The following is a 23,212-nucleotide window of genomic DNA, read 5'->3' on the forward strand; positions in this document are numbered from 1 at the left end:
GACTGAATAACTTGCTGATTTAGAATTTGATCCCGCTCACATGTTATCCTCTCAATCCCCCTCAATTTATACCGTCAGCCGCCTGAATCAGACGGTGCGTTTGCTGCTTGAGCAGGAAATGGGGCAGGTCTGGATCAGCGGTGAGATCTCTAACTTCACGCAGCCGTCCTCCGGTCACTGGTACTTTACCTTAAAAGACGACACCGCCCAGGTGCGCTGCGCGATGTTCCGCAACAGCAACCGCCGCGTGATGTTCCGCCCTCAGCACGGCCAGCAGGTTCTGGTTCGCGCCAATATCACCCTGTATGAGCCGCGCGGCGACTATCAGATTATCGTCGAGAGCATGCAACCCGCGGGCGAAGGCCTGCTGCAGCAGAAGTATGAACAGTTAAAAGCCCGGCTCTCTGCCGAGGGGCTGTTCGACCAGCAGTACAAAAAGACGCTGCCCTCCCCCGCCCACTGCGTTGGGGTCATCACCTCGAAAACCGGTGCGGCACTGCACGATATTTTGCACGTGCTGAAGCGTCGCGACCCTTCCCTGCCCGTCATCATCTACCCGACCGCCGTGCAGGGTGACGATGCGCCGGGCCAGATTGTGCGCGCCATTGAGCTGGCGAACGCGCGTCAGGAGTGCGACGTCTTAATCGTCGGACGCGGCGGCGGCTCGCTGGAAGACTTGTGGAGCTTTAACGACGAGCGCGTGGCGCGGGCAATCTTTGCAAGCCTTATCCCCGTGGTGAGCGCCGTCGGCCACGAAACGGACGTAACGATCGCCGATTTTGTCGCGGATCTCCGCGCGCCGACGCCGTCCGCGGCGGCGGAAGTGGTCAGCCGCAACCAGCTGGAGCTGCTGCGTCAGATTCAGAACGGCCAGCAGCGTCTTGAGATGGCGATGGACTACTACCTCGCCAACCGGACCCGGCGCTTTACCCAGCTTCACCACCGTCTACAGCAGCAGCACCCACAGCTGCGTCTGGCGCGTCAGCAGACCGTTCTGGAACGTCTGCGTCAGCGCATGAACGTTGCGGTGGACGCGCAGCTTAAGCGCGCAATATCGCGCCAGCAGCGCGCGATCCAGCGCCTGAACCAGCAGAACCCGCAGCCGAAAATTTATCGCGCGCAAACGCGAATTCAGCAGCTGGAGTATCGTCTGGCGGAAACTATCCGTGCGCGACTGAGCACCACCCGCGAACGCTTTGGCAATGCGGTGACCCACCTTGAAGCGGTTAGCCCCCTCTCCACGCTGGCGCGCGGCTATAGCGTGACGACGGCGACGGACGGCAAAGTGCTGAAGCAAACCAAACAGGTGAGTACCGGCGATGTGCTGACGACGCGCCTGTCAGACGGCTGGGTAGAAAGCGAAGTGAAATCAATTAAACCGGTGAAAAAAACGCGTCAGCGTAAAACCGGATAATTCTTCGCCGGTTACTTACTATACTGCTGCTATTCCCTTTTTTAATAAGGAGAGCAGCATGACCCATCTTAATAGCGTTATTCCGCCGTATATTCTTCGTCGTATTATCGAAAGCGGTTCCGAACCGCAGCAGCGCTGTGCCCGCCAGACCTTAACCCATGTCCAGACGCTGATGGCACATATGCCCGGCAAACCCGCTGCGCCGCACGTGAATAAAGCCGGGCAGCTTGAGCGTGATATTTACGACGCAAAGCAGACTCAGGAACTACCAGGTACGCAGGTGCGTTACGAAGGCCAGCCGTCGAACGGCGATATAGCGGTGGATGAGGCCTACGAGTATTTAGGTATTACCCATGATTTCTTCTGGAAGGAATATCAGCGCGATTCGCTCGATAATAAAGGGCTTATTTTAACCGGTACCGTTCACTATGGCCGGGAATATCAGAACGCCTTCTGGAACGGACAGCAGATGGTATTCGGCGACGGTGACGGGGAAATATTTAACCGCTTTACCATCGCCATAGACGTCGTGGCGCACGAGCTGAGCCACGGCGTGACCGAGACCGAAGCCGGGCTTATCTACTTTGAGCAGTCCGGCGCGCTGAACGAGTCGCTGTCGGACGTGTTTGGATCACTGGTGAAGCAGTACCATCTGAAGCAAACCGCCGATAAAGCGGACTGGCTGATTGGTGAGGGATTACTGGCAAAAGGCATCAACGGCAAAGGGCTGCGCTCGATGTCTGAACCGGGCACCGCCTACAACGATCCGCTGCTCGGCAAAGACCCGCAGCCTGCACACATGAAAGATTTCATCAAAACGCGTGAGGATAACGGCGGCGTGCACTTGAACTCCGGCATCCCCAACCGGGCATTTTATCTGGCCGCGACGGCGATCGGCGGCTACGCCTGGAAAAAAGCGGGTTATGCCTGGTACGACACGGTTTGCGATCGCAATCTGGCGCAGGATGCGGATTTTGAGGCTTTCGCAAAACTGACGATCGCGCACGGAGAGAAACGTTCCGGCGGCGACGTTGGGGCGGTCATTAAACAAGCCTGGGAACAGGTGGGAGTGTTGTAAATGCAGGTTCCGGAACTGACGGATGACGCCGTGGTTGAGCTGGCCCGGGAAGGCGGCGTCGCCTATATTCCCAAGCTGAGCGGCCAGCGCACCATCGCGCTCTCCTCGCTCAATGAGGCCCAGCGCCAGCGTCTGGTAAGCATCCTGGAGCAGGCCTTTCCGCGCGGTCAGCCGCCGGGACAGGCCTCGTCACCCGGCAGCGGCGACCAGCGCTATTTCCGCATCCAGATAATCTGGACCGGGCAAAATCAGGCGCACTACGCCGATATCATCGTGCTGGTACCGGAGCAGGAAGCGCCCGAGTCGCTGGTCGAGCTGTGGAAGAAAGGCGAAGGCTGCGTGTGCGATTAACCTTCGGCCCGAACGAACTCCACGAGTTTTTTGGAGATAAGACCATGGCCGTTCTGGCAGAAATAATCCACCGCCCCGCAGGCTTTTAAGACCTGGAGTGGCTGATGGCACTCCGGGCAGCGGGCTTCAAGCGCAATATCCTTATTACAGCTCTCGCAGTGTGCCACCCCATTCAGGGGCTCAAGCGGTGCCCGGCAATCCGGGCAGGTAATCGTCATATTCTCTCCTGTTGGGTTTTATCGGGGCAAGATAACTGCCCCGCCAGGGTGAATTTTATCAGGCTTCAGCCGCCGGTTTAGTCTGCGCATTTTCCAGCATGCGGCGTACCGGAACAATGAGGACGATCAGTACCGCTGCACAAATCAGCAGCGCGATGGAGCAACGCGCAAAGAGATCCGGCAGCATATCCAGCTGGTCGGCCTTCACATGGCCGCCAATCAGGCCCGCCGCCAGGTTACCCAGCGCGCTCGCACAGAACCACAGCCCCATCATCTGGCCGCGCATTCTTTCGGGCGCAAGCAGCGTCATGGTCGCCAGGCCAATCGGGCTCAGACACAATTCGCCGAGCGTCAGCATCAGGATGCTGCCCACCAGCCAGAACGGCGATACGCCCGCCCCACCGCTGCTCAGCACGTTCTGTGCCGCCAGCATCATCAGGCCAAAGCCCGCTGCGGCACACAGAATACCGATAACAAACTTGGTGATGCTGCTCGGACGAATGTTCATGCTCGCCAGCTTCGGCCACGCCCAGCTGAACACCGGTGCCAGCAGGATGATGAACAGGGCGTTGATTGACTGGAACCACACCGCCGGGACTTCGAAATCGCCGATCATGCGGTTAGTGTAGTCGTTGGCAAACAGGTTGAACGAGGTTGGCTTCTGTTCAAACGCGGACCAGAAGAACGCCGCGGAGATCAGCAGAATAAAGCAGACCAGCAGCCTGGCGCGCTCTTTACGGTTCAAGCCTGCAAAAACAAACAGATAAATAAAGTAGAGGGCAACGGACGCCGCAATCACGTAGACCAGCACGCTGGCTACCGCGACCGGGTTAATCACAATCACGCCCTGCGCAATCAGCGTCACGAGCGTTGCCACGCCTGCCGCCAGCGCCAGCAGCCAAACGCCCACGCCGTTACGCTTCACCACCGGGCTGTTCCAGGTGGAGTCGAGGCCAACTTCGCCGTCATAGCGTTTCATGGCCGGAACGGCAAACACGCGGAAGATAATCAGCGCTACCAGCATCCCGATACCGCCAATACCAAAGCCCCAGTGCCAGCCGTGGGTTTTAATCAGCCAGCCGGAAATCAGCGGCGCGATGAACGAGCCCATGTTGATACCCATATAGAACAGCGAGAAACCGCCGTCACGACGCGCGTCGCCTTTTTTATACAGGGTACCGACCATTACCGAGATACAGGTCTTAAACAGCCCGGAGCCGAGCACGATGAACATCAGGCCGATAAAGAACAGGTTGTTCCCCATCACCGCCGAGAGCGCAATCGACAGGTGACCAAGCGCAATCAGAATCGAACCGTACCAGACGGCTCTCTGCTGGCCGAGCCAGTTATCCGCCAGCCAGCCGCCCGGCAGCGCGGCCAGGTACATGGTACCGGCAAAGATACCGACAATCGCCGAGGCGTTTTCTCGCGCCAGGCCCATCCCGCCGTCATAGACTGTGGCGGCCATAAACAGGATCAGTAACGGACGAATGCCGTAAAACGAGAAACGCTCCCACATCTCGGTGAAGAACAACGAACCGAGCGGATACGGGTGGCCGAAGAACGTTCGGCTCTCTTTTTGATTAACAGTGGATTGCATAATTCTCCCGAAAGGTATGTCGTCGTGCTTGTAAACACCAGCAGGTACGCCGGCCAGTTACGTATCTGGCCGATTTTTTACATGCGGCGAAAAGTTAGTTAACCATTTGATAACCAGGCGCTAGTTTTGTCTAGTACCGGACCCTGGACTTTAAGATGAAAATTCGACGATTGTCTACTTTCTTAGATTTAAACATGGTTAAAAGTGAATAGTGATTGACTTCACACAGAGAAAACCGGCGGTATGATTGGGTAAAAAAAAGCCCGCGATATTCGCGGGCTTTCGTGAGAGCAGCAAAGCTTATTTGCTTTTCTTAATGTGTTTGATCAGGCGCTTACGCTTACGCATCTGGTTTGGCGTCAGGGTGTTGCGCTTGTTGGCGAACGGGTTTTCCCCTTCCTTAAACTGGATACGGATAGGCGTGCCCATCACGTCCAGCGATTTACGGAAGTAGTTCATCAGGTAGCGCTTGTAGGAGTCCGGCAGGTCTTTCACCTGGTTGCCGTGGATCACCACGATTGGCGGGTTATAACCACCGGCGTGGGCGTATTTCAGCTTCACGCGACGACCGCGCACCAGCGGCGGCTGATGGTCTTCCGCAGCCATGTTCATGATACGGGTCAGCATGGCGGTGCTCTGACGACGGGTGGAGCTGTCGTAAGCTTCACGCACGGATTCGAACAGGTTACCCACACCGCTGCCGTGCAGCGCAGAGATAAAGTGCACGCGGGCAAAGTCGATAAAGCCCAGACGGAAGTCGAGGGTCTCTTTCACCTGCTCGCGCACTTCGTTGCTCAGGCCATCCCATTTGTTGACCACGATAACCAGTGAGCGCCCACTATTGAGGATAAAGCCGAGCAGAGAGAGGTCCTGATCGGAGATCCCTTCGCGTGCGTCGATGACGAGCAGCACTACGTTAGCATCTTCGATCGCCTGCAGGGTTTTGATAACGGAGAATTTCTCCACCACATCGGTGATTTTCCCGCGCTTACGCACCCCGGCGGTGTCGATGAGAACATATTCACGCTCATCGCGCTGCATCGGGATGTAGATGCTGTCGCGGGTGGTCCCCGGCATGTCATAAACGACCACGCGCTCTTCGCCCAGAATACGGTTAGTAAGCGTAGACTTACCTACGTTTGGACGACCGACGATAGCCAGCTTGATCGGCAGATCCTGCGGGTTGAAGTCGTCTTCAGGCTCTTCTTCTTCGCCCTCTTCTGCGTCTTCAAACTGCGCCCAGTATTCAGCGTCTTCGTCCACCTCTTCCGGCGGGTTCACTTCGTCAACCCACGGCAGCAGAACGGTTTCCAGCAGGCTGGTAACGCCACGGCCATGCGATGCCGCGATAGGATAGATTTCACCCAGGCCCAGAGACCAGAAATCCGCGATGGCCTGATCGGCATCGATACCGTCAGTTTTGTTCGCCACCAGGAAGGTCGGCTTTTCGCGTGAACGCAGGTGTTTGGCAATAGCGGAGTCCGCCGGCATCAGGCCAGCGCGTGCATCCACCATGAACAGCACCACGTCCGCTTCTTCAATCGCCAGCAGCGACTGTTCCGCCATGCGGGTTTCCACGCCGTCTTCCGTGCCGTCAATACCGCCGGTATCAATACAGATGAACTCGCGTCCTTCCACCTCTGCACGACCGTACTTACGGTCACGCGTCAGCCCCGGGAAATCCGCAACCAGCGCATCACGGGTGCGTGTTAAACGGTTAAAAAGAGTGGATTTTCCAACGTTAGGGCGCCCGACAAGCGCGACCACAGGTACCATGTTTGAAGCCTCATAAAATTCAAAATAACGTCGCTTTCGCGGCGTTTTTAAAAATGTCAAAACGGCTCCTGAGTGAACAGGAGCCGTTTAGTATACTACAACCGCCGGGTAATTAACGCGTGATCGCGTACAGCGTGCCGTCTTTTGCCTGAATCAGCAGTTTGCCGTCGGCCACAACCGGGTCGGTCAGGAAACCGGAGCTGTCGACTTTTTGCTGCGCAACAAAGCGGCCGTTATCCGGATCGATCCAGTGCATATACCCTTCGCTGTCGCCGACAACCAGGCTACCGTTGTACAGCGCCGGTGCGGTCAGGAGACGGTGCAGCAGGTCGCTTTGCGTCCACAGCGTTACGCCGCCTTCGGTGCTCAGGGCCAGCAGACGGTCGTTCTGGTCTACCATATAGATACGGTTACCCTCAACGATGAAATCGTTCACCGAGCCCAGCTCACGTTTCCACATGATCTGGCCGCTGCGCAGATCCAGCGCGGTCAGGTTGCCGTTATAGGCCAGCGCGTAAACCACACCGTTAACGATAACAGGCGTTGTATCCACGTCGCTCAGACGGTCAATTTCCGTTGAGCCAGTGGCCTGAGAGATACGCTGCTGCCAGATCATCTGGCCCTGCTGCATCAGCACTGCGCTCACGCGACCGTTATCACCGCCCACAATGGCAGCACCAAATGCGGTAGCCGGGGCAGATTCGCCGCGCAGAGAGAGCGCAGGCATATCCAGGTTAACGGTCCATTTCACCAGACCGTCCGCTTCGTTCAGCGCCTGCAGCTGGCCGTTGCTGGTATGAATCAGCACCAGGCCGTCGCTCACCACCGGACGAGACAGGGATTCACCCGCCACGGTTGTTTGCCAGGCAATGGAGCCGTCGCTGCTGTTCAGCGCATACACCTGCGCCTTTTCGCTGCCCACGTAGACGTGGCCACCAGCAACGGTCAGACCGCCAGAGAGCAGTGCAGGTTTACGGGAGAACCAGCCGTCTTTTTCCGCCAGGTTAACGGACCATACTTCCTTCCCGTCATCGGCGTTCACCGCTTTCACGGTACCTTTGCGGTCAGCGGCATAGACAACGCTGTCTGCATACGCAGGATGAAGGTTGGAATAGAAATCACCAATCCCATTGCCCACGGAGACATCCCACGCGGTGGATGGGGTAAACTGGTTTTCAACCGTCGGCAGTGGGGACATTTTCACAACGTCTTCTTCGCCACTGAACAGTGAACAACCACTCAATAACGTAACAGAAAGCAGTCCTGGCAGAAGTAATTTACGCAATTGCATCGGGTCCCTCTCAGACGGACAAATTATTTATTTTCATCTGCATCATTTCGCTCAGCGCAGGTGAAGCATTGCTCTCTACGCCAGCTTGCCACGCTTTACGCGCGCCCGCTTTGTCACCTTTGCTCAGCAGTGCTTCACCGCGCAGATCGGCAACGATGGCAGCAAAGCCTTCGCCTTTGATGGTATCGAGCGTTTTCAGCGCATCGTCAGCTTTCTTCTGCTGAACCTGAATACGTGCCAGGCGCAGATTGATCACCGCTTTCAGGTTTTCATCACTGGCGGCAGCAAGGCCCTGAGACAGCTGTGCAGCGGCTTTATCCAGTTCATTCTTATCAACGTACTGCTGAGCCACTTCCAGCGCAGCCAGTGCACCGTAGGTGTTTTTGTTGTCAGCCGCAAACTTTTCTGCCGCCGTCAGCGTTTGAGGCTGATCGGCACGAATTGCGCTCACGGTATTTTCATAGGACAGAGACGCGCCGCGCGCGGAATCTGCCTGATGATTGTTCCAGTAACGCCAGCCCACCAGCGCACCGATACCTAAAACAACCCCAACAACCAGCGCTTTGCCGTTTTCAACAAAGAAGCGCTTAATCGCGTCGACCTGATCGTGTTCGTTCTCGTAAATTTCCACGCAGTCCTTCTCCTTAGCCCAATAGAGTGCGCAAGTGCGCCGCAACGCCGTCCTGCGTTACCGTTGTCTGCTCACCAGAGCGCAGGTCCTTCACCACCACTTCGCCGTTAGCCACTTCGGACTCGCCCAGCACCAGTGCAATACTTGCGCCCCACTTATCGGCACGAGCAAACTGTTTTTTAAAGTTGCCGCCGCCATGGTTGGTCATCAGCTTAACGCCCGGCAGCGCATCGCGCACGCGTTCGGCAAGCTGCATCGCCGCAGACTGCGTTTCCGCGCCTGAGGCCACCAGGTATATATCGACAACGGAATCTGCTTTAAATTCCGGATTAACTGCCTGAACCAGCAAAACAAGTCGCTCAAGACCCATCGCGAAGCCAACAGCAGGTGCTGCGCGACCGCCAAGTTGCTCTACCAGACCGTCATAACGACCGCCCGCGCACACGGTGCCCTGAGAGCCGAGGCTCGTGGTCACCCACTCAAACACGGTACGGTTGTAGTAGTCCAGACCGCGCACCAGGCGCTGGTTTACGGTATAGGCGATGCCTGCCGCTTCAAGGAGCTTGCACAGGCCCGCGAAGTGTTCGCGAGATTCTTCATCCAGATAGTCACCCAGCGCAGGCGCATCGTTCAGCAAAGCCTGAACATCGGCGTTTTTGGAATCCAGAACGCGCAGCGGGTTGCTGTACATACGACGTTTGCAGTCTTCGTCCAGCTTCTCTTTATGCTGTTCCAGGAACGCCACCAGCGCATCGCGGTAGTTAGCGCGCGCTTCCAGAGAACCAATAGAGTTCAGCTCAAGGGAAACGTGATCGGCGATACCGAGGGCGCGCCACCAGCGGGCGGTCAGCATAATCAGTTCGGCGTCGATGTCCGGGCCCTGCAGACCAAAGACTTCCACACCCAGCTGATTGAACTGGCGATAACGACCTTTCTGAGGACGTTCGTGGCGGAACATCGGGCCGATATACCACAGGCGCTGCTCCTGATTGTACAGAAGACCATGTTCGATGCCGGCGCGTACGCAGCCCGCCGTACCTTCCGGACGCAGGGTCAGGCTGTCGCCGTTGCGGTCCTCAAAGGTGTACATCTCTTTTTCAACCACGTCGGTGACTTCACCGATCGCGCGTTTGAATAACGGGGTCTGCTCTACAATCGGCAAACGGATTTCGCTGTAACCGTAGCTGCCGAGCACCTGCTTCAGCGTGCCTTCAATGCGCTGCCAGATGGCGGTTTCGCCAGGCAGATAATCGTTCATGCCGCGGATGGCTTGAATGTTTTTTGCCACGTTTATTCTCTTTCTATATACAAAAAAAACCCAAAGAATGGGTTCAATCATACATGGGAAGCGGCACGCTTCCCATCACGTTATTTTTCAACCTGCTGGATGCTGATACGCTGTGTCTCGTCCATCATGGCGGCTTTGGCGCGGATGCGGGCTTCAAGCTGGTCGATCATGTCGCTATTATCCAGACGATCTTTACGAACGCCATCTTCATAGAGACCACTTTTCTTGTTACCGCCGGTCACGCCCAGGGTTGACACCAGCGCTTCACCCGGACCGTTCACCACGCAGCCGATGATGGAGACGTCCATCGGGGTGATAATGTCTTCCAGGCGTTGCTCCAGGGCATTCACCGTCCCGATCACATCAAACTCCTGACGTGAGCAGGTTGGGCAGGCAATGAAGTTGATCCCACGCGCGCGAATACGCAGCGACTTCAGGATATCGAAACCGACCTTGATCTCTTCGACCGGATCGGCCGCCAGCGAGACGCGCAGGGTGTCACCGATCCCTTCAGAGAGCAGCAGCCCAAGACCGATCGCGGATTTTACCGAGCCGCTGCGCAGGCCGCCCGCTTCGGTGATCCCGAGGTGCAGAGGCTGGTCGATCTGCTTTGCCAGCAGGCGATAAGACTCTACCGCCAGGAACACGTCGGACGCTTTTACGCTGACTTTGAACTGTTCGAAGTTAAGACGATCAAGATGATCGACGTGACGCATCGCGGATTCGAGCAGCGCCTGTGGCGTAGGCTCGCCGTATTTTTCCTGCAGGTCTTTTTCCAGGGAACCGGCGTTAACGCCAATACGGATAGGGATATTTTTATCGCGGGCGCAGTCCACGACCATGCGGATACGCTCTTCGTTACCGATGTTGCCCGGATTAATACGCAGGCAATCGACGCCGTATTCGGCCACTTTCAGTGCGATGCGGTAGTCGAAGTGGATATCAGCCACCAGCGGAACGCTGACCTGCTGTTTGATCAGTTTGAACGCCTCTGCGGCATCCATGGTCGGGACGGAGACGCGAACAATGTCCGCACCTACACGCTCTAATGCTTTGATTTGGTTGACCGTCGCTTCCACATCGGTGGTGCGCGTGTTGGTCATCGACTGAACGGCGATAGGTGCCCCATCGCCGATTGGCACATTCCCAACGTAAATCCGTTTCGATTTTCTACGTTGAATCGGAGCCTGGTTATGCATGAAAAATCTCCCGCGTTGCCCGTCTGTTACTGTGCTGCTGATTGTTCGGCATTAACGGTAAGACGTGCAACCTGGTTAGTTCTGATAAAGCGGCTCAGGTCGACAGGTTTTCCTTGATACTGGATCTGTACCGCTGCCGGAGCGCCGATTTTAAGTTTATAAGGAGCCTGGCCGATTAGATTTAACGTGCCATCTTTACGCTGCAGGCCGCTGAACAGTTTTTTACCTGTCGCGTCAGTAACTTCCAGCCAGCAGTCGGCGCTGAAGTTCATCACCAGTGCGTTAGGATCGGCTGCTGTCGCCGTACCCGCCGGGCTGGTTGGCAAAGACGCTGCGGTATTATCTGCAGGCTGAGTAGCCGCAGGCGCGTTCGCCGCCGTATCAACATTTGCCTGAGAAGGGGCAACAACCGCGTTTTGATCCTGAGCCTGCGGCGCAGCGGTGTCAGCTGTTGCTGCAGGAGCCTGTGCCGCACCGGTTGCAGACGCGTCTGGCGCTGCGGTCTGTGGTTCGCTGGAGGACGCCGCACCGTCGGTATTCAGCGGCACGCTCTGGGCGTTATCATTTCCGGCCTGGTTGAGTTCAGCAGACGATTGATCGGCCATGGTGGTGATCTCTTCCTGCTGCGCCTTGTGGTTTTGCCACCACCATGCACCGGTCAGACCGATCACCACAAACAGCACAAGCCAGGTAAAGCTCATCAGCCAGCCGTCACGTTTTTTACGACGTTTTCCCAGAGAGAAGGTCTGCATCGGCGCAACTTTTGCTGCACGGACCGGCGCCTGCTTCTCCATCATTGGCAGTAATTCGTTTTCGGGGATATGCACCAGTTTTGCGTAAGAGCGGATATAACCGCGCAAGAACGTTGAAGCCAGATCGGCAGGCGCCTTATCTTCTTCAATATCGCGAACCGTGGAAACCTTCAGGCACAAGCGTTCCGCAACGGCTTGCTGGCTGAGTCCGAGTTGTTCACGGGCGTTGCGAAGACGAACGCCAGTGGAGAGTGCTTCATGTTGGTCGTGAGTGGCTTCAGTATTCATTCGCTACAACTACTGGTACGTGAAAAATAAGGGTTCAGGCGCCGGTGAGTCACAATGCCACCCGCACCGCGAAACTTCTGGTCAGTTAACCTTGAACAGAGAGTATAAGACTGTCAGCCCGGAGATGACAGTACAGCCCTGCCCGTTCGGCTAAACTGTTGTTACGTCGTTACATACTGCCCGAAAGTCGGATGAAACGCACCGTAATTATTGATCAGTCATCACGAATCTGACTGATTATTCATAAGACTATGCCTCACGGCGCAGATAATGCGCCGTGAGTGCATAATAATCAAACAGCTTTAACCGCGATCGTCTCGCCCTGCATGCGTTTACGCAGGGTACGTTTGGTACGGTCAATAACATCACCCGCCAGCTGTCCGCATGCGGCATCAATGTCATCACCACGGGTTTTACGCACGATGGTGGTGAAACCATACTCCATCAGCACCTTGGAGAAACGGTCGATACGGCTGTTCGAGCTACGGCCATACGGCGCGCCCGGGAACGGGTTCCATGGGATCAGGTTGATTTTGCATGGCGTATCTTTCAGCAATTCAGCCAGCTGATGCGCATGTTCAGTACCGTCGTTGACGTGGTCAAGCATCACGTACTCGATAGTGACGCGGCCCTGGTTGGCGTTTGATTTCTCCAGGTAGCGACGCACCGCAGCGAGGAAGGTTTCGATATTGTACTTTTTGTTGATCGGCACAATTTCGTCACGAATTTCATCGTTTGGCGCGTGCAGGGAGATCGCCAGCGCGACGTCAATCATGTCGCCGAGCTTGTCCAGCGCAGGCACAACGCCAGAAGTAGACAGCGTGACGCGACGCTTGGACAGACCAAAACCGAAGTCATCCAGCATGATTTCCATCGCCGGAACGACGTTGGTCAGGTTCAGCAGCGGCTCACCCATCCCCATCATCACCACGTTGGTGATAGGACGCGTACCGGTTACTTTTGCCGCGCCCACGATTTTCGCGGCACGCCAGACCTGGCCAATAATTTCTGAAACGCGCAGGTTACGGTTAAAGCCTTGCTGCGCGGTTGAGCAGAATTTGCACTCCAGCGCGCAGCCAACCTGGGAGGAGACGCACAGCGTAGCGCGGTCTTCTTCCGGGATGTAGACGGTTTCAACGCGCTGATCGCCAACCGCAATCGCCCATTTGATGGTGCCATCCGCGGAGCGCTGCTCTTCCACCACTTCCGGCGCGCGGATTTCAGCCACTTCTTTGAGCTTGTTGCGCAGGACCTTGTTGATGTCAGTCATGTCATCAAAATTGTCGCTGCAGTAATGGTACATCCACTTCATGACCTGATCGGCACGAAACGGCTTTTCGCCCATCTCTTTAAAGAACTCGCGCATCTGCTGACGGTTCAGATCCAGCAGGTTGATTTTTCCATTTTTATTGGGAACCGCAGGAATGGCGACTTCGGAGGTATTCACTAATTCAGACATAATATTTACCGGCCTCGTTGTTACACGTTATGGCCCATGGAGGGTTGAATAGAAACGCCCCGGAAAGCGGTCTGCTCGTCCGGGGCGTTGCATTGTACAAAGTCTGGCGCAGGGATGCCACGTCTGGACGCGGCATTTACGAAAATAATGTGTAAACGAAACCGTTAAATTAACGGGTACGTGGACACACTTCGCCTTCAGCGAAGAAGAAAGCGATTTCGCGTGCAGCAGATTCAACAGAGTCAGAACCGTGGGTACCGTTCTCGGTGAAGCTATCTGCATAATCAGCGCGCAGAGTACCAGCCAGCGCGTTGTCCGGGTTGGTTGCGCCCAGCAGGTCGCGGTGACGCTGTACGGCGTTTTCGCCTTCCAGCACGGAGACCACGATTGGACCGGAGGTCATGAACTCAACCAGGCCGTCAAAGAATGGGCGACCTTCGTGCTCAGCGTAGAAGCCGCGAGCCTGCTCAACGGTCAGGTGCAGCATTTTGGTGCCAACAATTTTGAACCCTGCAGATTCAAAGCGAGCGAAGATGCTGCCAATAACGTTTTTTGCCACCGCGTTTGGTTTGATGATGGAAAAAGTACGTTCAATAGCCATGATAACCTCTGTCAATGTTCTGTTGTTTTGCATACCTGAGTATGGTGTGGCGCGGATTATAATGAGCAATGGCGCCATTGCCTATGGATTCAGGTAACATTTTTTTAAAATAAGACGAGTTTTAGCAACAGCTCACATCAGAAAGCTTTTTTCAGGTCACTGCAGCGTAAAATTCACCGTCGCGACCTGCCCGGTCTCATCCATAACGAGTAACTGATAATCGCCCGGTTTATCAAGCTGTAATGTGTAAACTCTTCCCTTCACATTCAGCGGTTCACCGTTCAAAAACCACCAGCGCTCACCGCTATTGCCGGTCGCCTGAAGCGGCAGCGAAACGCGGGGTTCCCCCGGCAGACGTTTGATGACGGCCCCTTCGCGCACGCCTGTCAGAATGAGTGGCGCAGGTGCGTCCTGCGACAGCGGAGGACAGGTTGTTGATGAAGGAGGGACCCGTACCGCACGACGCTCGGTTGCGGGTAGCCACGGCTCCAGCGGCAGTGGCCAGACATCCAGGACTTTCTCTGTAGCATCCGGGCAATCTGCCGCCACGCGTTTACCTGATTTATCCAGCCAGACCGGGAAACGGATCCCGCGTATGCCTTCCTGTTCGGGCAAGAGCAGCGTGGGCGGTTCACTCCCATCCAGCAGCCAGGTCGACAGGCGACGTCGACAGTTTTCACTGCCTTCAGGCAGCGACTGGCCGCCCGGCCAGCAGATCACGCCCCGCCCGACGCCTGCCGGACGCGGATCGCGCGGCAGGCGGGCTTCGTCTACCGTTGAGCGCGACTGAAGCAGGTTATTGACCTGGTTTAATAGCGGCACCGCGCTGGCAAACCCAAACTGTCCCGCCACGGGCGTACCGTCCGGTCGCCCGGTCCAGATGCCTATCACGTAACGGGCATTCAGACCGATGGCCCAGGCATCACGGTAGCCGTAGCTGGTGCCGGTTTTCCACGCCAGCGGCGCAACCTGCGGTAGCGCATTATCCGGCAACGGCTGCGCTTCATTGGCCAGAATACGGCGAATAATCCACGCCGAGCCTGGCGATAATAAAGGGCGTTCAGTGAGCGGATCGCCCGGCTGCAGGCGCAGCCTTCCCGCCTTACCGTGTCGGGCAAAGGCGCTGTAGGCAGCGGCGATATCTGCCAGCCGCGCGCCTGCCCCGCCGAGGATCAGAGACAGATTTGGCTGCGCCCCCGCTGGCAGGATCAGCGGCAAGCCTGCATTGCTCAGCATCCCGGCAAACCGTTTTGGTCCGTAGGCTTCCAGCACCTGTACGGCCGGCAGGTTGAGAGAGCGCACGAGCGCTTCACTCATGCTGACCGGTCCGTGGAAACCGCTGTCAAAATTTCCCGGGCGATAATCACCGGTTTTTCTTGGAACGTCCTGAAGCAGCGAGGCGGGATGGATCAGTCCTTCATCCAGCGCCATGCCGTAGATAAAGGGCTTTAACACCGATCCCGGAGATCGGATCGCATTGACCATATCCACGTGGCTGAAACGCGTGTCATCGTTGATATCCACCGATCCCACCCAGCCGCGCACTTTCATATCGGTATGATCGACCACGACCATCGCCAGCGAGCTGCGTGCCGGCAGACGAGATTTCCAGTTCATCGCCAGCTCTTCCAGCTGCCGCTGCAGTCCGGCATCCAGCGTGGTGACTATTTTCGTGGCGCGACTTTTGCCGAGCATCATGCGCGCAAAGAGCGGCGCCAGCTGCGGCATCTGTCGGGGTGCCAGCCATACCGATTCTTCACGGGATTCTTTAACCTGCTTTGCGGACCAGACGCCCTGGCTCATCATGCGTTCGAGCACTTTGTTGCGTGCCGCTTCGGCCCGCTCAGGCCAGCGATCCGGGCGTAAACGACTCGGTGCCTGCGGAAGCACCGCCAGCAGCGCCGCGTCGGAATAGCTGAGCTGCGACGGCGGCTTGCCCAGATACGTCCAGCTTGCTGCCCCCACACCCTGCAGCGTACCGCCAAACGGGGCGCGGTTGAGATAGAGCGTAAGGATCTCGCGTTTGGAAAGATGCCACTCCAGCTGCATCGCCCGCCAGAGCTGGCGAATTTTGCCGCCAATGGTGCGCGGATGCGGGTCCACCAGTCGCGCGACCTGCATGGTGAGCGTGCTGCCGCCGGAAACCACTCTTCCGGAAGTGAGATCCTGCCAGGCAGCACGCAGAACAGAGAGCGGGTTTACGCCGGGGTGATCCCAGAACCAGCGATCTTCATACTGAATCAGCGCCTCAAGATAACGGGGAGATACCTCTTCGATCGTCACCGGATAGCGCCAGATCCCATCGCTATCGGCAAAACGCCAGAGCGGCGTGCCCTTCTCATCCACCACCACCCGGGCAGGGTTAACCTCTTTCAGAGGCAACGGCCACAGGCGGTCGGCGGCGACAATTAGCCCCCATAAAACGAGAAGCGCTCCCGCCAGCCAGAGCCAGCGGGAGCGTGTCAAACGTGCCATTCGCATATTACGGAACAACAATCAGCGGGCCACTGGCCGCCCCCGTTGCCCGCCACTGCGGCACATACATGGACTCGACCATCGGAACCGGCACCTGGTAGGTTCCCGGCGTCACGGCGCGCGCCAGATAGACCAGCGTGACCGGCTGACCTTCATTTACCGGCACGGCGGCCACAAAGCGGTCGTCGCGGAATTCCATATGCTGAATGTCCGCCTGCTGCATCTGGCTGAGCAGGTTCTGTACTTCACTACCGCTGTCCTGCAGGCTGGCGCTGCTGCTTGCCAGGTTCTGGTTTTCCAGCTCCAGACCCGCAGGGAGGAGATCCACCACCAGCGCATCCGGCACGTTCTGGCTGGCTTTAACTTCCAGCCACACCAGCACCAGCTCACCGCTCTTCAGGGAAGAGAGTGATTTAGTACTGCCGTCGGTTGCCAGGATATGACGTTCAACCTGCAGCACGTTCGCGCTCGGCTGAGGGGCGTATTCCGGATAGCCGGTGCTGTCCAGACGCACCCACAGCGGAGTCGTGCCGGTATTGGTCACCTGCAGCGCGCCAAGCTGGTCGCCGCTCACGTTTTGTACCAGTGACTTATCGCCGCCTGATGCGGTCTCAGACAGAGAGGTTTTCGCCTGCCATGTACCGGACAAGGTTTGCAGCGAACGTCCGGCCAGGAACAGCGCGTTGCTCTCCTGCGTTGACAGCCAGCGCTGGCTGAAGGCCTGTTCAGACAGAGCATTCAGCAGCGTATTCTGCGCATCCGGCAGCAGCTTGTACTCCGCCAGCAGGGAGAGCATCAGCGCGTTATCGCGAAGCTGGCTGCCGTAATCGGCCATCCAGGTTTTGCTGTCGTTACGCGGTGTTTTGAGCGCCAGATCCAGCGCCTGCTGGCTGCGCGGCGCATCGCCCATCAGCTTGAGCGCCATGCCCAGCTGCATCAGCGGTAGCCCGGACGCCGCCTGAGCGTGACGTTCCCAGATTTCACGCAGCGCGCCCAGCGGTGCTTTTTGCTGACGTGCCAGCACCAGAGCGGCATAGGCCTGCACGGCAAATTTACTGGCCTGAGTATCGTCGCTGTAGCGAATGGACATCATGCCCGGATCCTGCAGGTAGCGCAGCAGGCGGCTATTGGCGTTATTCACCGCATCGGCAGGTACGCTGTAACCCTGCTCGCCCGCGCGCACCAGGAAGTCGGTCACGTAGGCCGTCAGCCAGTACTCTTCCGGACCGTTTTTATCCCACAGCGCGAACCCGCCGTCTTCACGCTGCATCTGCAGCAGACGGGAAATACCGATATCAATGGCGGCACGGCGCTTGTCATCGGTGTCGCCCTTGATGCCAAGTGCAGTAAGCTGCGCCGCGTTGGTGTAGAGCGACGGGAACAGGCCGCTGGCGGTCTGCTCCAGGCAGCCATACGGATAGGCCTGCAGCTCACGAATGTAGCGCGCCAGGTTGAGCGGTGGTTTTCCGCTCAGCAGCAGTTGCCCCTGCAGGGTGGCAGGAGAGAAACCGTTACTGTGCTGCGCCGGTGCGGTCCAGGATTCGCCAGGGTTCAGCATGGCACCGGTATTGACCGTCTGCGCCGGGAACGCCGGACGCACGCCGATTTTCCAGCTCTTCTGCTGTGGCGCAAAGGTCTCGCCAGGAAGCTGCAGGCCGGTAACCTGTGCTGTCACCTCACCGTCACCATAGCCTTCCAGCGCACGCACCGGAATAAAGAGGGTGGTTCGTGCCCCCGGAGGCAGTTGCACCGGCTGCGGCTGCCCGCCTTCCAGCGATAATTTGCCTGTTGCGGTCAGGGCAACGTTCAGCGTTTGCGGCTGGTCGGTCAGGTTGGTTAGATCCAGCGTCAGGCGTGAGGTGTCCCCACTTGCCAGGAAGCGTGGGGTATTAAGCTCGGTAATAACCGGCGCGGCCACAATAATCTTGCTTTCACTGCTACCGAAATCGTCCTCCGTCCAGGCCTGCGCCATCAGACGCAGCTCACCGTTAAAGTCTCCAATCGGCAGCGTAATCGTGCCTTCCCCGTTGGCATCCAGCGTGACCGGCTGTGCCTGCTGGGCAATGATGGTGACGTGGTTCACCGGCGGTTTGCCGCCGCGCTTCAGTTCATCCCCATCGCCACCGAAGCGCAGCGCGGCCAGGCGGCCCTGCCCTTCAATGACCTGGCCATAAATGTCGTAGATATCCGCGCCGTAGCGCTTCTGACCAAAGAAAGCCTGCCAGGGATCAGGCGTCACGTAATCGGTAATGTTCAGCACGCCGCTGTCCACCGCCGATACCAGGACGTTCACCTTCTGCGGCACGGCCCCCTCTTTCACGCTGGCTTTCACCTTCACCGAGAGCGTCTGGTTTGGACGCATTTTCTGTGGGTTATCGAGCGCAATATTCAGGCGACGGTTTTCGTCGCCCATCGGCAGATGCAGCAGGCCGACCGCGCGTTTCGGCGTAGCGGATTTTGATTTATCCCCAGGACGCACCACCAGCGTACTCAAATAAAGATCGTGACGTTTCCACGCCTTGTCGACCGGGATAGCGAGATCAAGCCCGTTTGCCGGTACGTCGATCTCCTTCCACCACAGCGGCCCTTCGCTGGATTCGATCATCGCATAGCCCTTGCCTGCGGCCGGCGCTGCAATGTGCAGGTTGATGGTATCGCCTGGCTGATAGGCTGGCTTATCCAGCTTCAGCGTCACGCGATCAGGGCGCGCTGCCCCGGTGCCGTCGCTGTTATCCTGCCAGCTGTACCCCGCCCAGAAGCGCACGCTGCTGACCATCTCATCAGGCGCTTTCACCTCCAGACGATAAGAGCCCCACTCCACCGGGAAGGTGACTTTACCCGTCTCATCGGCCTTGAGAGTTAGCTCCTGCTCGCCCTCGACCAGGTCTTTCTGATCGAACTGAGACTGCCAGCCTTCGCTCTCAGACCAGTTCCAGAAGTAGTCCCGACGCTCGCGAATCAGACGAACCTGTAACCCGGAAACCGCTTTTTTCGCTCCGCTGGCATCGGCATACACGATGTCGAAGCTGGCGTTGCCGTTCTCGTCAACAATCGGTTGGTTGACGGTGGTATCGGTGCGGTAGTCATAAACGGCTTTACTGGCGAACTGAGGGCGAATCCCCGGCAACTCAGCCGCCGGCCAGATAGCCTGCTCAGCACGACGCGTTACCGGACGGCCGCCGGACTCCAGCAGGCTGGCCTGCAATATCAGCTGCAGCGGAGAATGCACCTCTTTCCACTGGCTTTCGGTAGAAACCTGCCCACGCCCCTGCTCATCAAGCGTAAGCTGCACTTCATCCAGACTGCGGCTCAGGTTCTCTTCGGCGATATCGCCAAACTGGAAGCCCGGCAGCGCAGACACCGCGTCACGCAGCGGACGCAGGAAAAGCTGGCCCTGCAGAGAATTACCGTTGGCCGGTGCGCCATACAGGTAATAGCCCACCACGTTAAAGTCGACGTTATCCTGCGGTGATAGCGGCGTTTTTTGTCCGCTCAGGTTGAGCGCCATGCGCTCTGGCATGAAGTCTTCGACATGGAAGTCCCACAGACGCTGCAGGTTATCGCCCGTGTTGGCGCGGATATGCCACATGCCGGTCTGCGCTCCGCTGTCCAGCGTATAGTTAAAGCGATAGAGCCCGTTCTCTGGCTTGACGACAATGGTACGCGCGACCTGTCCATCCGGACGCAGCACGTCAAGCTTCACGGGCTGATCCGGAAGTGGCTTACCGTCACTGTCGCGCAGCAGGCCCTTGAGGATCACCGTTTCACCCGGGCGGTAGAGATCGCGCGGGCCAAACATAAAGAACTGCTTGCTGTAGCCGGGGCTACCGGCAATATCGAACTCCGCCAGATCGAGCGCCGGCAGCTTGAGGTCAAGGAGCGTAGTCTGGCCGTCTTTGCTGGCCAGAATCAGCGCGGCCTCTTTGTCGGTTTCAAGCTTCGCATGGCCGTCGGCATCGCTGTTTGCTTCGGCAAGGGTCTGCCCTTTGTCATTCAGCAGGGTAACGGTAACCCCGGACTGCGCCGCCCCGTTTTCCAGGCTCTGGGTGAAGATGTCCAGGCGGTTATGATAACGGTGAGCGGACAGTCCAATATCGCTTAAGGTAAAGAGCGTCGCGGCGTTGCTGTAGTTGTAGTGCCCGGCCTGGTTCATGACCGCGATATAAACGCCAGACTGCTGGAGCGGTTTAATATCCTTCAGAGGCAATAGCAATTTTTCGCGCGTGTTGCGCGCCGGATTAAGATCGAATCGACCGGTGTAAACCAGTTCCGCCATCTTCAGCAGGTTGTCGGATTCCCAGTTGGTCAGCGAGTTACGGTACTCCCACTGGCTAACAAGGGAGGCCAACGATTCAGGCTTCACGCGGTAAAAGTTGACATCGACATTGTTGACGTTGAGCGCCATAACCGGCAGCCCTTCCACCACTTTACCCGGCAGCAGCGAGCCGCGGCTGGCAAAACCGACGGTGGGTTCAACGTCCCGGGTGGTCAGGGCTTTCTCATAATCAGTACCAAACGTCGCTTTGTTCAGCGCCTGCAGGCCAGGTTCAACGGTGACGACCAGGTTGCGGTTAGGCTCCAGATGGCGCAGGCGAAGCTCTTTCAGGTTAGGCGCAAGTTCCCACGCCCCGTCAACCTTGCCGCTTTTCTTATCCACGACATGCACTGTTTTCGCGAAATCCTGTTCAGGATTCAGCGGAACAGAAAAGGTCAGCACCAGCGTGGCAGCACCGTCTAGCTGGACTTCAGAGGCATCCAGCAAGGTCAGCGCTTTTCCCTGACTCTGGGCGGCCAGTTTAGCTAGCGTTTCAGCATTGGGCTTTTCAGCGGCTTTTGGTGTGGATGCAGTGGATGCCGCGGGAGCCGCAGCCTGAGATTTATCGTCGCTGTTATCACAGCCGACAAGCGTAAACGTGGTAAGCAGCGCAAGAGAGAGCGCGGCTAAGCGAAACGGTTTCATCCTTTGTCCCTGGCCCAGGAGGCCTGTTGGTCGTCGTCCGGATAAGTATTATCCGCAAGTTTCATTAATTCAAAAAGTCCAATTTTAGAGTCTGGAAAGCGCCTCGCAGAATGGCATCACGCCGCTACGCCGTGATGGAACCGCGATCACAAGACATAACGTCACATGTTACCTTCCAAGTCATTTGTTTTTAAAACAATAAGATAGCTGGATAAACGTGCCTGAAGACTGCTAGTTTTATGACCATGACGCACCCCGAGTGCGCGGTTCAATAAGAGAGAAAGCCATGAAACGAGCCGTGAACGCCCTACAAAATTTCGGAAAATCATTGTACGGACCGGTACTTATCTTACCGATCGTCGGTCTGTTTATCGCCTTTGGTAACGTGCTAGGTAACGGTAATCTCGCGGAGTACCTGCCGTTTCTTGGACATCCTCTGATTCAGCATACTGGTCAGCTTATCGCGAAATCTGCCGTGTCGGTGCTGGTTAACCTGGCGCTGGTGTTTGCCGTCGGTATTCCGATTGGTCTGGCGACGCGTGATAAAGGCTATGCCGCACTGATTGGCCTGGTCACCTTTATCGTGTTCATCAACGCCATGAACGTCACGCTGCAGCTGCAGGGCGCGCTGGCGCCAGTTGCCCAGATGAAAGCGGCCGGACAGACAATGGTGCTGGGCGTGCAGGTGCTAGAGATGGGGGTCTTTGCCGGGATCCTGACCGGAGCGCTCTCCGGATATCTGTACAATAAATACTCCGGCGTACAGTTTAACGGCGCGATGGCGATTTACTCCGGCCACTGTTTTGTCGCCATTGTAATGCTTCCGGTCTCCATGCTGCTCGGCGTGGTGATGAGTGAACTGTGGCCCTTTGCCCAGCACGGCATCAGCGCCCTGGCGCTTGCCATCAAAGGCTCCGGGCCGTTTGGCGTGGCCATCTACGGCTTCCTGGAACGCATTCTGGTTCCCACTGGCCTGCACCATCTGGTTTATACGCCGTTTCTCTATACCGAGCTGGGCGGTACGCAGGAGGTGTGCGGCGCAACATATCAGGGCGCGCGCAATATCTACTTCGCCGAGATGGCTTGCCCGAACGTGAAGCAGCTCAGCAGCACGGTGGTGTGGGACGCGCGCGGCATCAGCAAAATGTTCGGCCTGCCTGCCGCCGCGCTGGCGATGTATATGACCGCAAAGCCGGAGCGTAAAGTCATTGCGAAAGCCATTCTTATCCCCGCGGCGCTGACCTCGCTGCTGGTCGGCGTGACCGAGCCGATTGAGTTTTCATTCCTCTTCGTCGCCCCGCTGCTGTTCGTGGTGCACGCGGTGCTGACCGGCATCGGCATGATGCTGTTCTCGCTGCTGGGCGTTCACGCCATCGGCGCCAACGGGATTATCGACTTCATCCTTTACAACCTGCCGCTCGGCACGGAGAAGTCCAACTGGCCGATGTACATCGTGGTGGGGCTGATCGTGTTTGCCCTCTACTTCGTGGTGTTCCGCTTCCTGATCCTGCACTTCAACATGAAAACGCCGGGCCGTGAGGATGACGACAAGGAAACGCGCCTTTACAGCAAGCAGGAGTACCAGGCGAAGGGGAATAACGACGGGCTCGGCGAATCCATCGTGGTAGGTCTCGGAGGCCGGGAAAATATTCAGGTCGTGGATAACTGCTACACCCGCTTACGCGTCACGGTGAAGGACGTCGCCATTATCGACGAGCCTCGGCTGAAGGCGACCGGCGCGAAAGGGATTATCAAACAAGGTAACAACGTTCAGGTGGTCTACGGGCTGCACGTCAAAAAAATGCGAGAAGCCGTTGAGACGTTTCTCTGA

The 23,212-nt window shown here is 57.3% G+C and carries 16 protein-coding genes; 4 read left to right on the top strand and 12 right to left on the bottom strand.

Annotated features, from left to right (window positions below; genetic code table 11):
* Nucleotides 1–40: 40 nt before the first annotated feature.
* Genes xseA through ELK40_RS16825 form a run of 3 tightly spaced genes read left to right on the top strand, consistent with a single transcriptional unit; the run spans nucleotide 41 to nucleotide 2,843 of the window.
* Nucleotides 41–1,414 (top strand): exodeoxyribonuclease VII large subunit, encoded by a 1,374-nt coding sequence (gene xseA, locus ELK40_RS16815; protein WP_127731944.1) that lies wholly within the window; start codon nucleotides 41–43, stop codon nucleotides 1,412–1,414.
* Nucleotides 1,415–1,472: 58 nt separating this feature from the next.
* Nucleotides 1,473–2,492, top strand: a complete 1,020-nt coding sequence (locus ELK40_RS16820; protein ID WP_127731946.1) for a M4 family metallopeptidase — start codon at nucleotides 1,473–1,475, stop codon at nucleotides 2,490–2,492.
* Entirely contained in the window at nucleotides 2,493–2,843 is a 351-nt protein-coding gene (locus ELK40_RS16825; RefSeq protein ID WP_021241848.1) for a protealysin inhibitor emfourin, read from the top strand.
* Here ELK40_RS16825 and ELK40_RS16830 read toward each other — a convergent pair.
* The 12 genes from ELK40_RS16830 to ELK40_RS16885 all read right to left on the bottom strand — a co-directional run bounded on the left by ELK40_RS16830 (nucleotide 2,840) and on the right by ELK40_RS16885 (nucleotide 21,381).
* Nucleotides 2,840–3,061 (bottom strand): zinc ribbon domain-containing protein, encoded by a 222-nt coding sequence (locus tag ELK40_RS16830; protein WP_127731948.1) that lies wholly within the window; start codon nucleotides 3,059–3,061, stop codon nucleotides 2,840–2,842. The two genes, ELK40_RS16825 and ELK40_RS16830, sit on opposite strands and share 4 nt — an antisense overlap.
* Nucleotides 3,062–3,119: 58 nt before the next feature.
* Nucleotides 3,120–4,661, bottom strand: coding sequence for a peptide MFS transporter (locus ELK40_RS16835; RefSeq protein WP_127731950.1), 1,542 nt, complete (start codon nucleotides 4,659–4,661; stop codon nucleotides 3,120–3,122).
* A gap of 300 nt (nucleotides 4,662–4,961) precedes the next feature.
* On the bottom strand, nucleotides 4,962–6,437 hold the full coding sequence (der, locus tag ELK40_RS16840) for a ribosome biogenesis GTPase Der (protein ID WP_127731952.1): 1,476 nt from the start codon (nucleotides 6,435–6,437) through the stop codon (nucleotides 4,962–4,964).
* Between the two features lie 112 nt (nucleotides 6,438–6,549).
* Entirely contained in the window at nucleotides 6,550–7,728 is a 1,179-nt protein-coding gene (bamB, locus tag ELK40_RS16845; RefSeq protein ID WP_008502135.1) for an outer membrane protein assembly factor BamB, read from the bottom strand.
* Nucleotides 7,729–7,738: 10 nt separating this feature from the next.
* Complete coding sequence (locus ELK40_RS16850) at nucleotides 7,739–8,359, bottom strand: YfgM family protein (RefSeq protein ID WP_115875997.1); 621 nt, start codon at nucleotides 8,357–8,359, stop codon at nucleotides 7,739–7,741.
* Between the two features lie 13 nt (nucleotides 8,360–8,372).
* Nucleotides 8,373–9,647: a histidine--tRNA ligase gene (gene hisS / locus ELK40_RS16855; protein WP_032622984.1), complete on the bottom strand. Its 1,275-nt coding sequence runs from the start codon at nucleotides 9,645–9,647 to the stop codon at nucleotides 8,373–8,375.
* Between the two features lie 80 nt (nucleotides 9,648–9,727).
* Nucleotides 9,728–10,846, bottom strand: a complete 1,119-nt coding sequence (gene ispG, locus ELK40_RS16860; protein ID WP_111965152.1) for a flavodoxin-dependent (E)-4-hydroxy-3-methylbut-2-enyl-diphosphate synthase — start codon at nucleotides 10,844–10,846, stop codon at nucleotides 9,728–9,730.
* 26 nt (nucleotides 10,847–10,872) lie between these two features.
* Entirely contained in the window at nucleotides 10,873–11,886 is a 1,014-nt protein-coding gene (gene rodZ / locus ELK40_RS16865; RefSeq protein ID WP_115875999.1) for a cytoskeleton protein RodZ, read from the bottom strand.
* A 292-nt stretch (nucleotides 11,887–12,178) separates the two neighbouring features.
* Nucleotides 12,179–13,345, bottom strand: a complete 1,167-nt coding sequence (locus ELK40_RS16870; protein WP_014171168.1) for a bifunctional tRNA (adenosine(37)-C2)-methyltransferase TrmG/ribosomal RNA large subunit methyltransferase RlmN — start codon at nucleotides 13,343–13,345, stop codon at nucleotides 12,179–12,181.
* Between the two features lie 169 nt (nucleotides 13,346–13,514).
* Nucleotides 13,515–13,946 carry a nucleoside-diphosphate kinase gene (ndk, locus tag ELK40_RS16875; protein ID WP_003860625.1) on the bottom strand — a complete coding sequence of 144 codons (432 nt, stop codon included), beginning with the start codon at nucleotides 13,944–13,946 and terminating at the stop codon, nucleotides 13,515–13,517.
* Between the two features lie 156 nt (nucleotides 13,947–14,102).
* Nucleotides 14,103–16,427, bottom strand: a complete 2,325-nt coding sequence (pbpC, locus tag ELK40_RS16880; protein WP_127731954.1) for a peptidoglycan glycosyltransferase PbpC — start codon at nucleotides 16,425–16,427, stop codon at nucleotides 14,103–14,105.
* A 1-nt stretch (nucleotide 16,428) separates the two neighbouring features.
* On the bottom strand, nucleotides 16,429–21,381 hold the full coding sequence (locus ELK40_RS16885) for an alpha-2-macroglobulin (RefSeq protein ID WP_127731956.1): 4,953 nt from the start codon (nucleotides 21,379–21,381) through the stop codon (nucleotides 16,429–16,431).
* Nucleotides 21,382–21,667: 286 nt separating this feature from the next.
* Here ELK40_RS16885 and ELK40_RS16890 point away from each other — a divergent pair, with 286 nt between their 5' ends.
* Nucleotides 21,668–23,212: a PTS transporter subunit EIIC gene (locus ELK40_RS16890; protein ID WP_115876002.1), complete on the top strand. Its 1,545-nt coding sequence runs from the start codon at nucleotides 21,668–21,670 to the stop codon at nucleotides 23,210–23,212.

It is taken from the genome of Enterobacter sp. N18-03635, assembly GCF_004006055.1.
Classification (GTDB): Bacteria; Pseudomonadota; Gammaproteobacteria; order Enterobacterales; family Enterobacteriaceae; genus Enterobacter; species Enterobacter vonholyi.

What these genes read in the sequence shown, in the direction of transcription:
- ELK40_RS16870 (WP_014171168.1), bottom strand. Translation starts at nt 13,345, where the DNA reads ATGTCTGAATTAGTGAATACCTCCGAAGTCGCCATTCCTGCGGTTCCC.
- ndk (WP_003860625.1), bottom strand. Translation starts at nt 13,946, where the DNA reads ATGGCTATTGAACGTACTTTTTCCATCATCAAACCAAACGCGGTGGCA.
- ELK40_RS16835 (WP_127731950.1), bottom strand. Translation starts at nt 4,661, where the DNA reads ATGCAATCCACTGTTAATCAAAAAGAGAGCCGAACGTTCTTCGGCCAC.
- ELK40_RS16825 (WP_021241848.1), top strand. Translation starts at nt 2,493, where the DNA reads ATGCAGGTTCCGGAACTGACGGATGACGCCGTGGTTGAGCTGGCCCGG.
- xseA (WP_127731944.1), top strand. Translation starts at nt 41, where the DNA reads ATGTTATCCTCTCAATCCCCCTCAATTTATACCGTCAGCCGCCTGAAT.
- ELK40_RS16820 (WP_127731946.1), top strand. Translation starts at nt 1,473, where the DNA reads ATGACCCATCTTAATAGCGTTATTCCGCCGTATATTCTTCGTCGTATT.
- ELK40_RS16890 (WP_115876002.1), top strand. Translation starts at nt 21,668, where the DNA reads ATGAAACGAGCCGTGAACGCCCTACAAAATTTCGGAAAATCATTGTAC.
- ELK40_RS16885 (WP_127731956.1), bottom strand. Translation starts at nt 21,381, where the DNA reads ATGAAACCGTTTCGCTTAGCCGCGCTCTCTCTTGCGCTGCTTACCACG.
- pbpC (WP_127731954.1), bottom strand. Translation starts at nt 16,427, where the DNA reads ATGCGAATGGCACGTTTGACACGCTCCCGCTGGCTCTGGCTGGCGGGA.
- ELK40_RS16830 (WP_127731948.1), bottom strand. Translation starts at nt 3,061, where the DNA reads ATGACGATTACCTGCCCGGATTGCCGGGCACCGCTTGAGCCCCTGAAT.
- bamB (WP_008502135.1), bottom strand. Translation starts at nt 7,728, where the DNA reads ATGCAATTGCGTAAATTACTTCTGCCAGGACTGCTTTCTGTTACGTTA.
- rodZ (WP_115875999.1), bottom strand. Translation starts at nt 11,886, where the DNA reads ATGAATACTGAAGCCACTCACGACCAACATGAAGCACTCTCCACTGGC.
- ispG (WP_111965152.1), bottom strand. Translation starts at nt 10,846, where the DNA reads ATGCATAACCAGGCTCCGATTCAACGTAGAAAATCGAAACGGATTTAC.
- der (WP_127731952.1), bottom strand. Translation starts at nt 6,437, where the DNA reads ATGGTACCTGTGGTCGCGCTTGTCGGGCGCCCTAACGTTGGAAAATCC.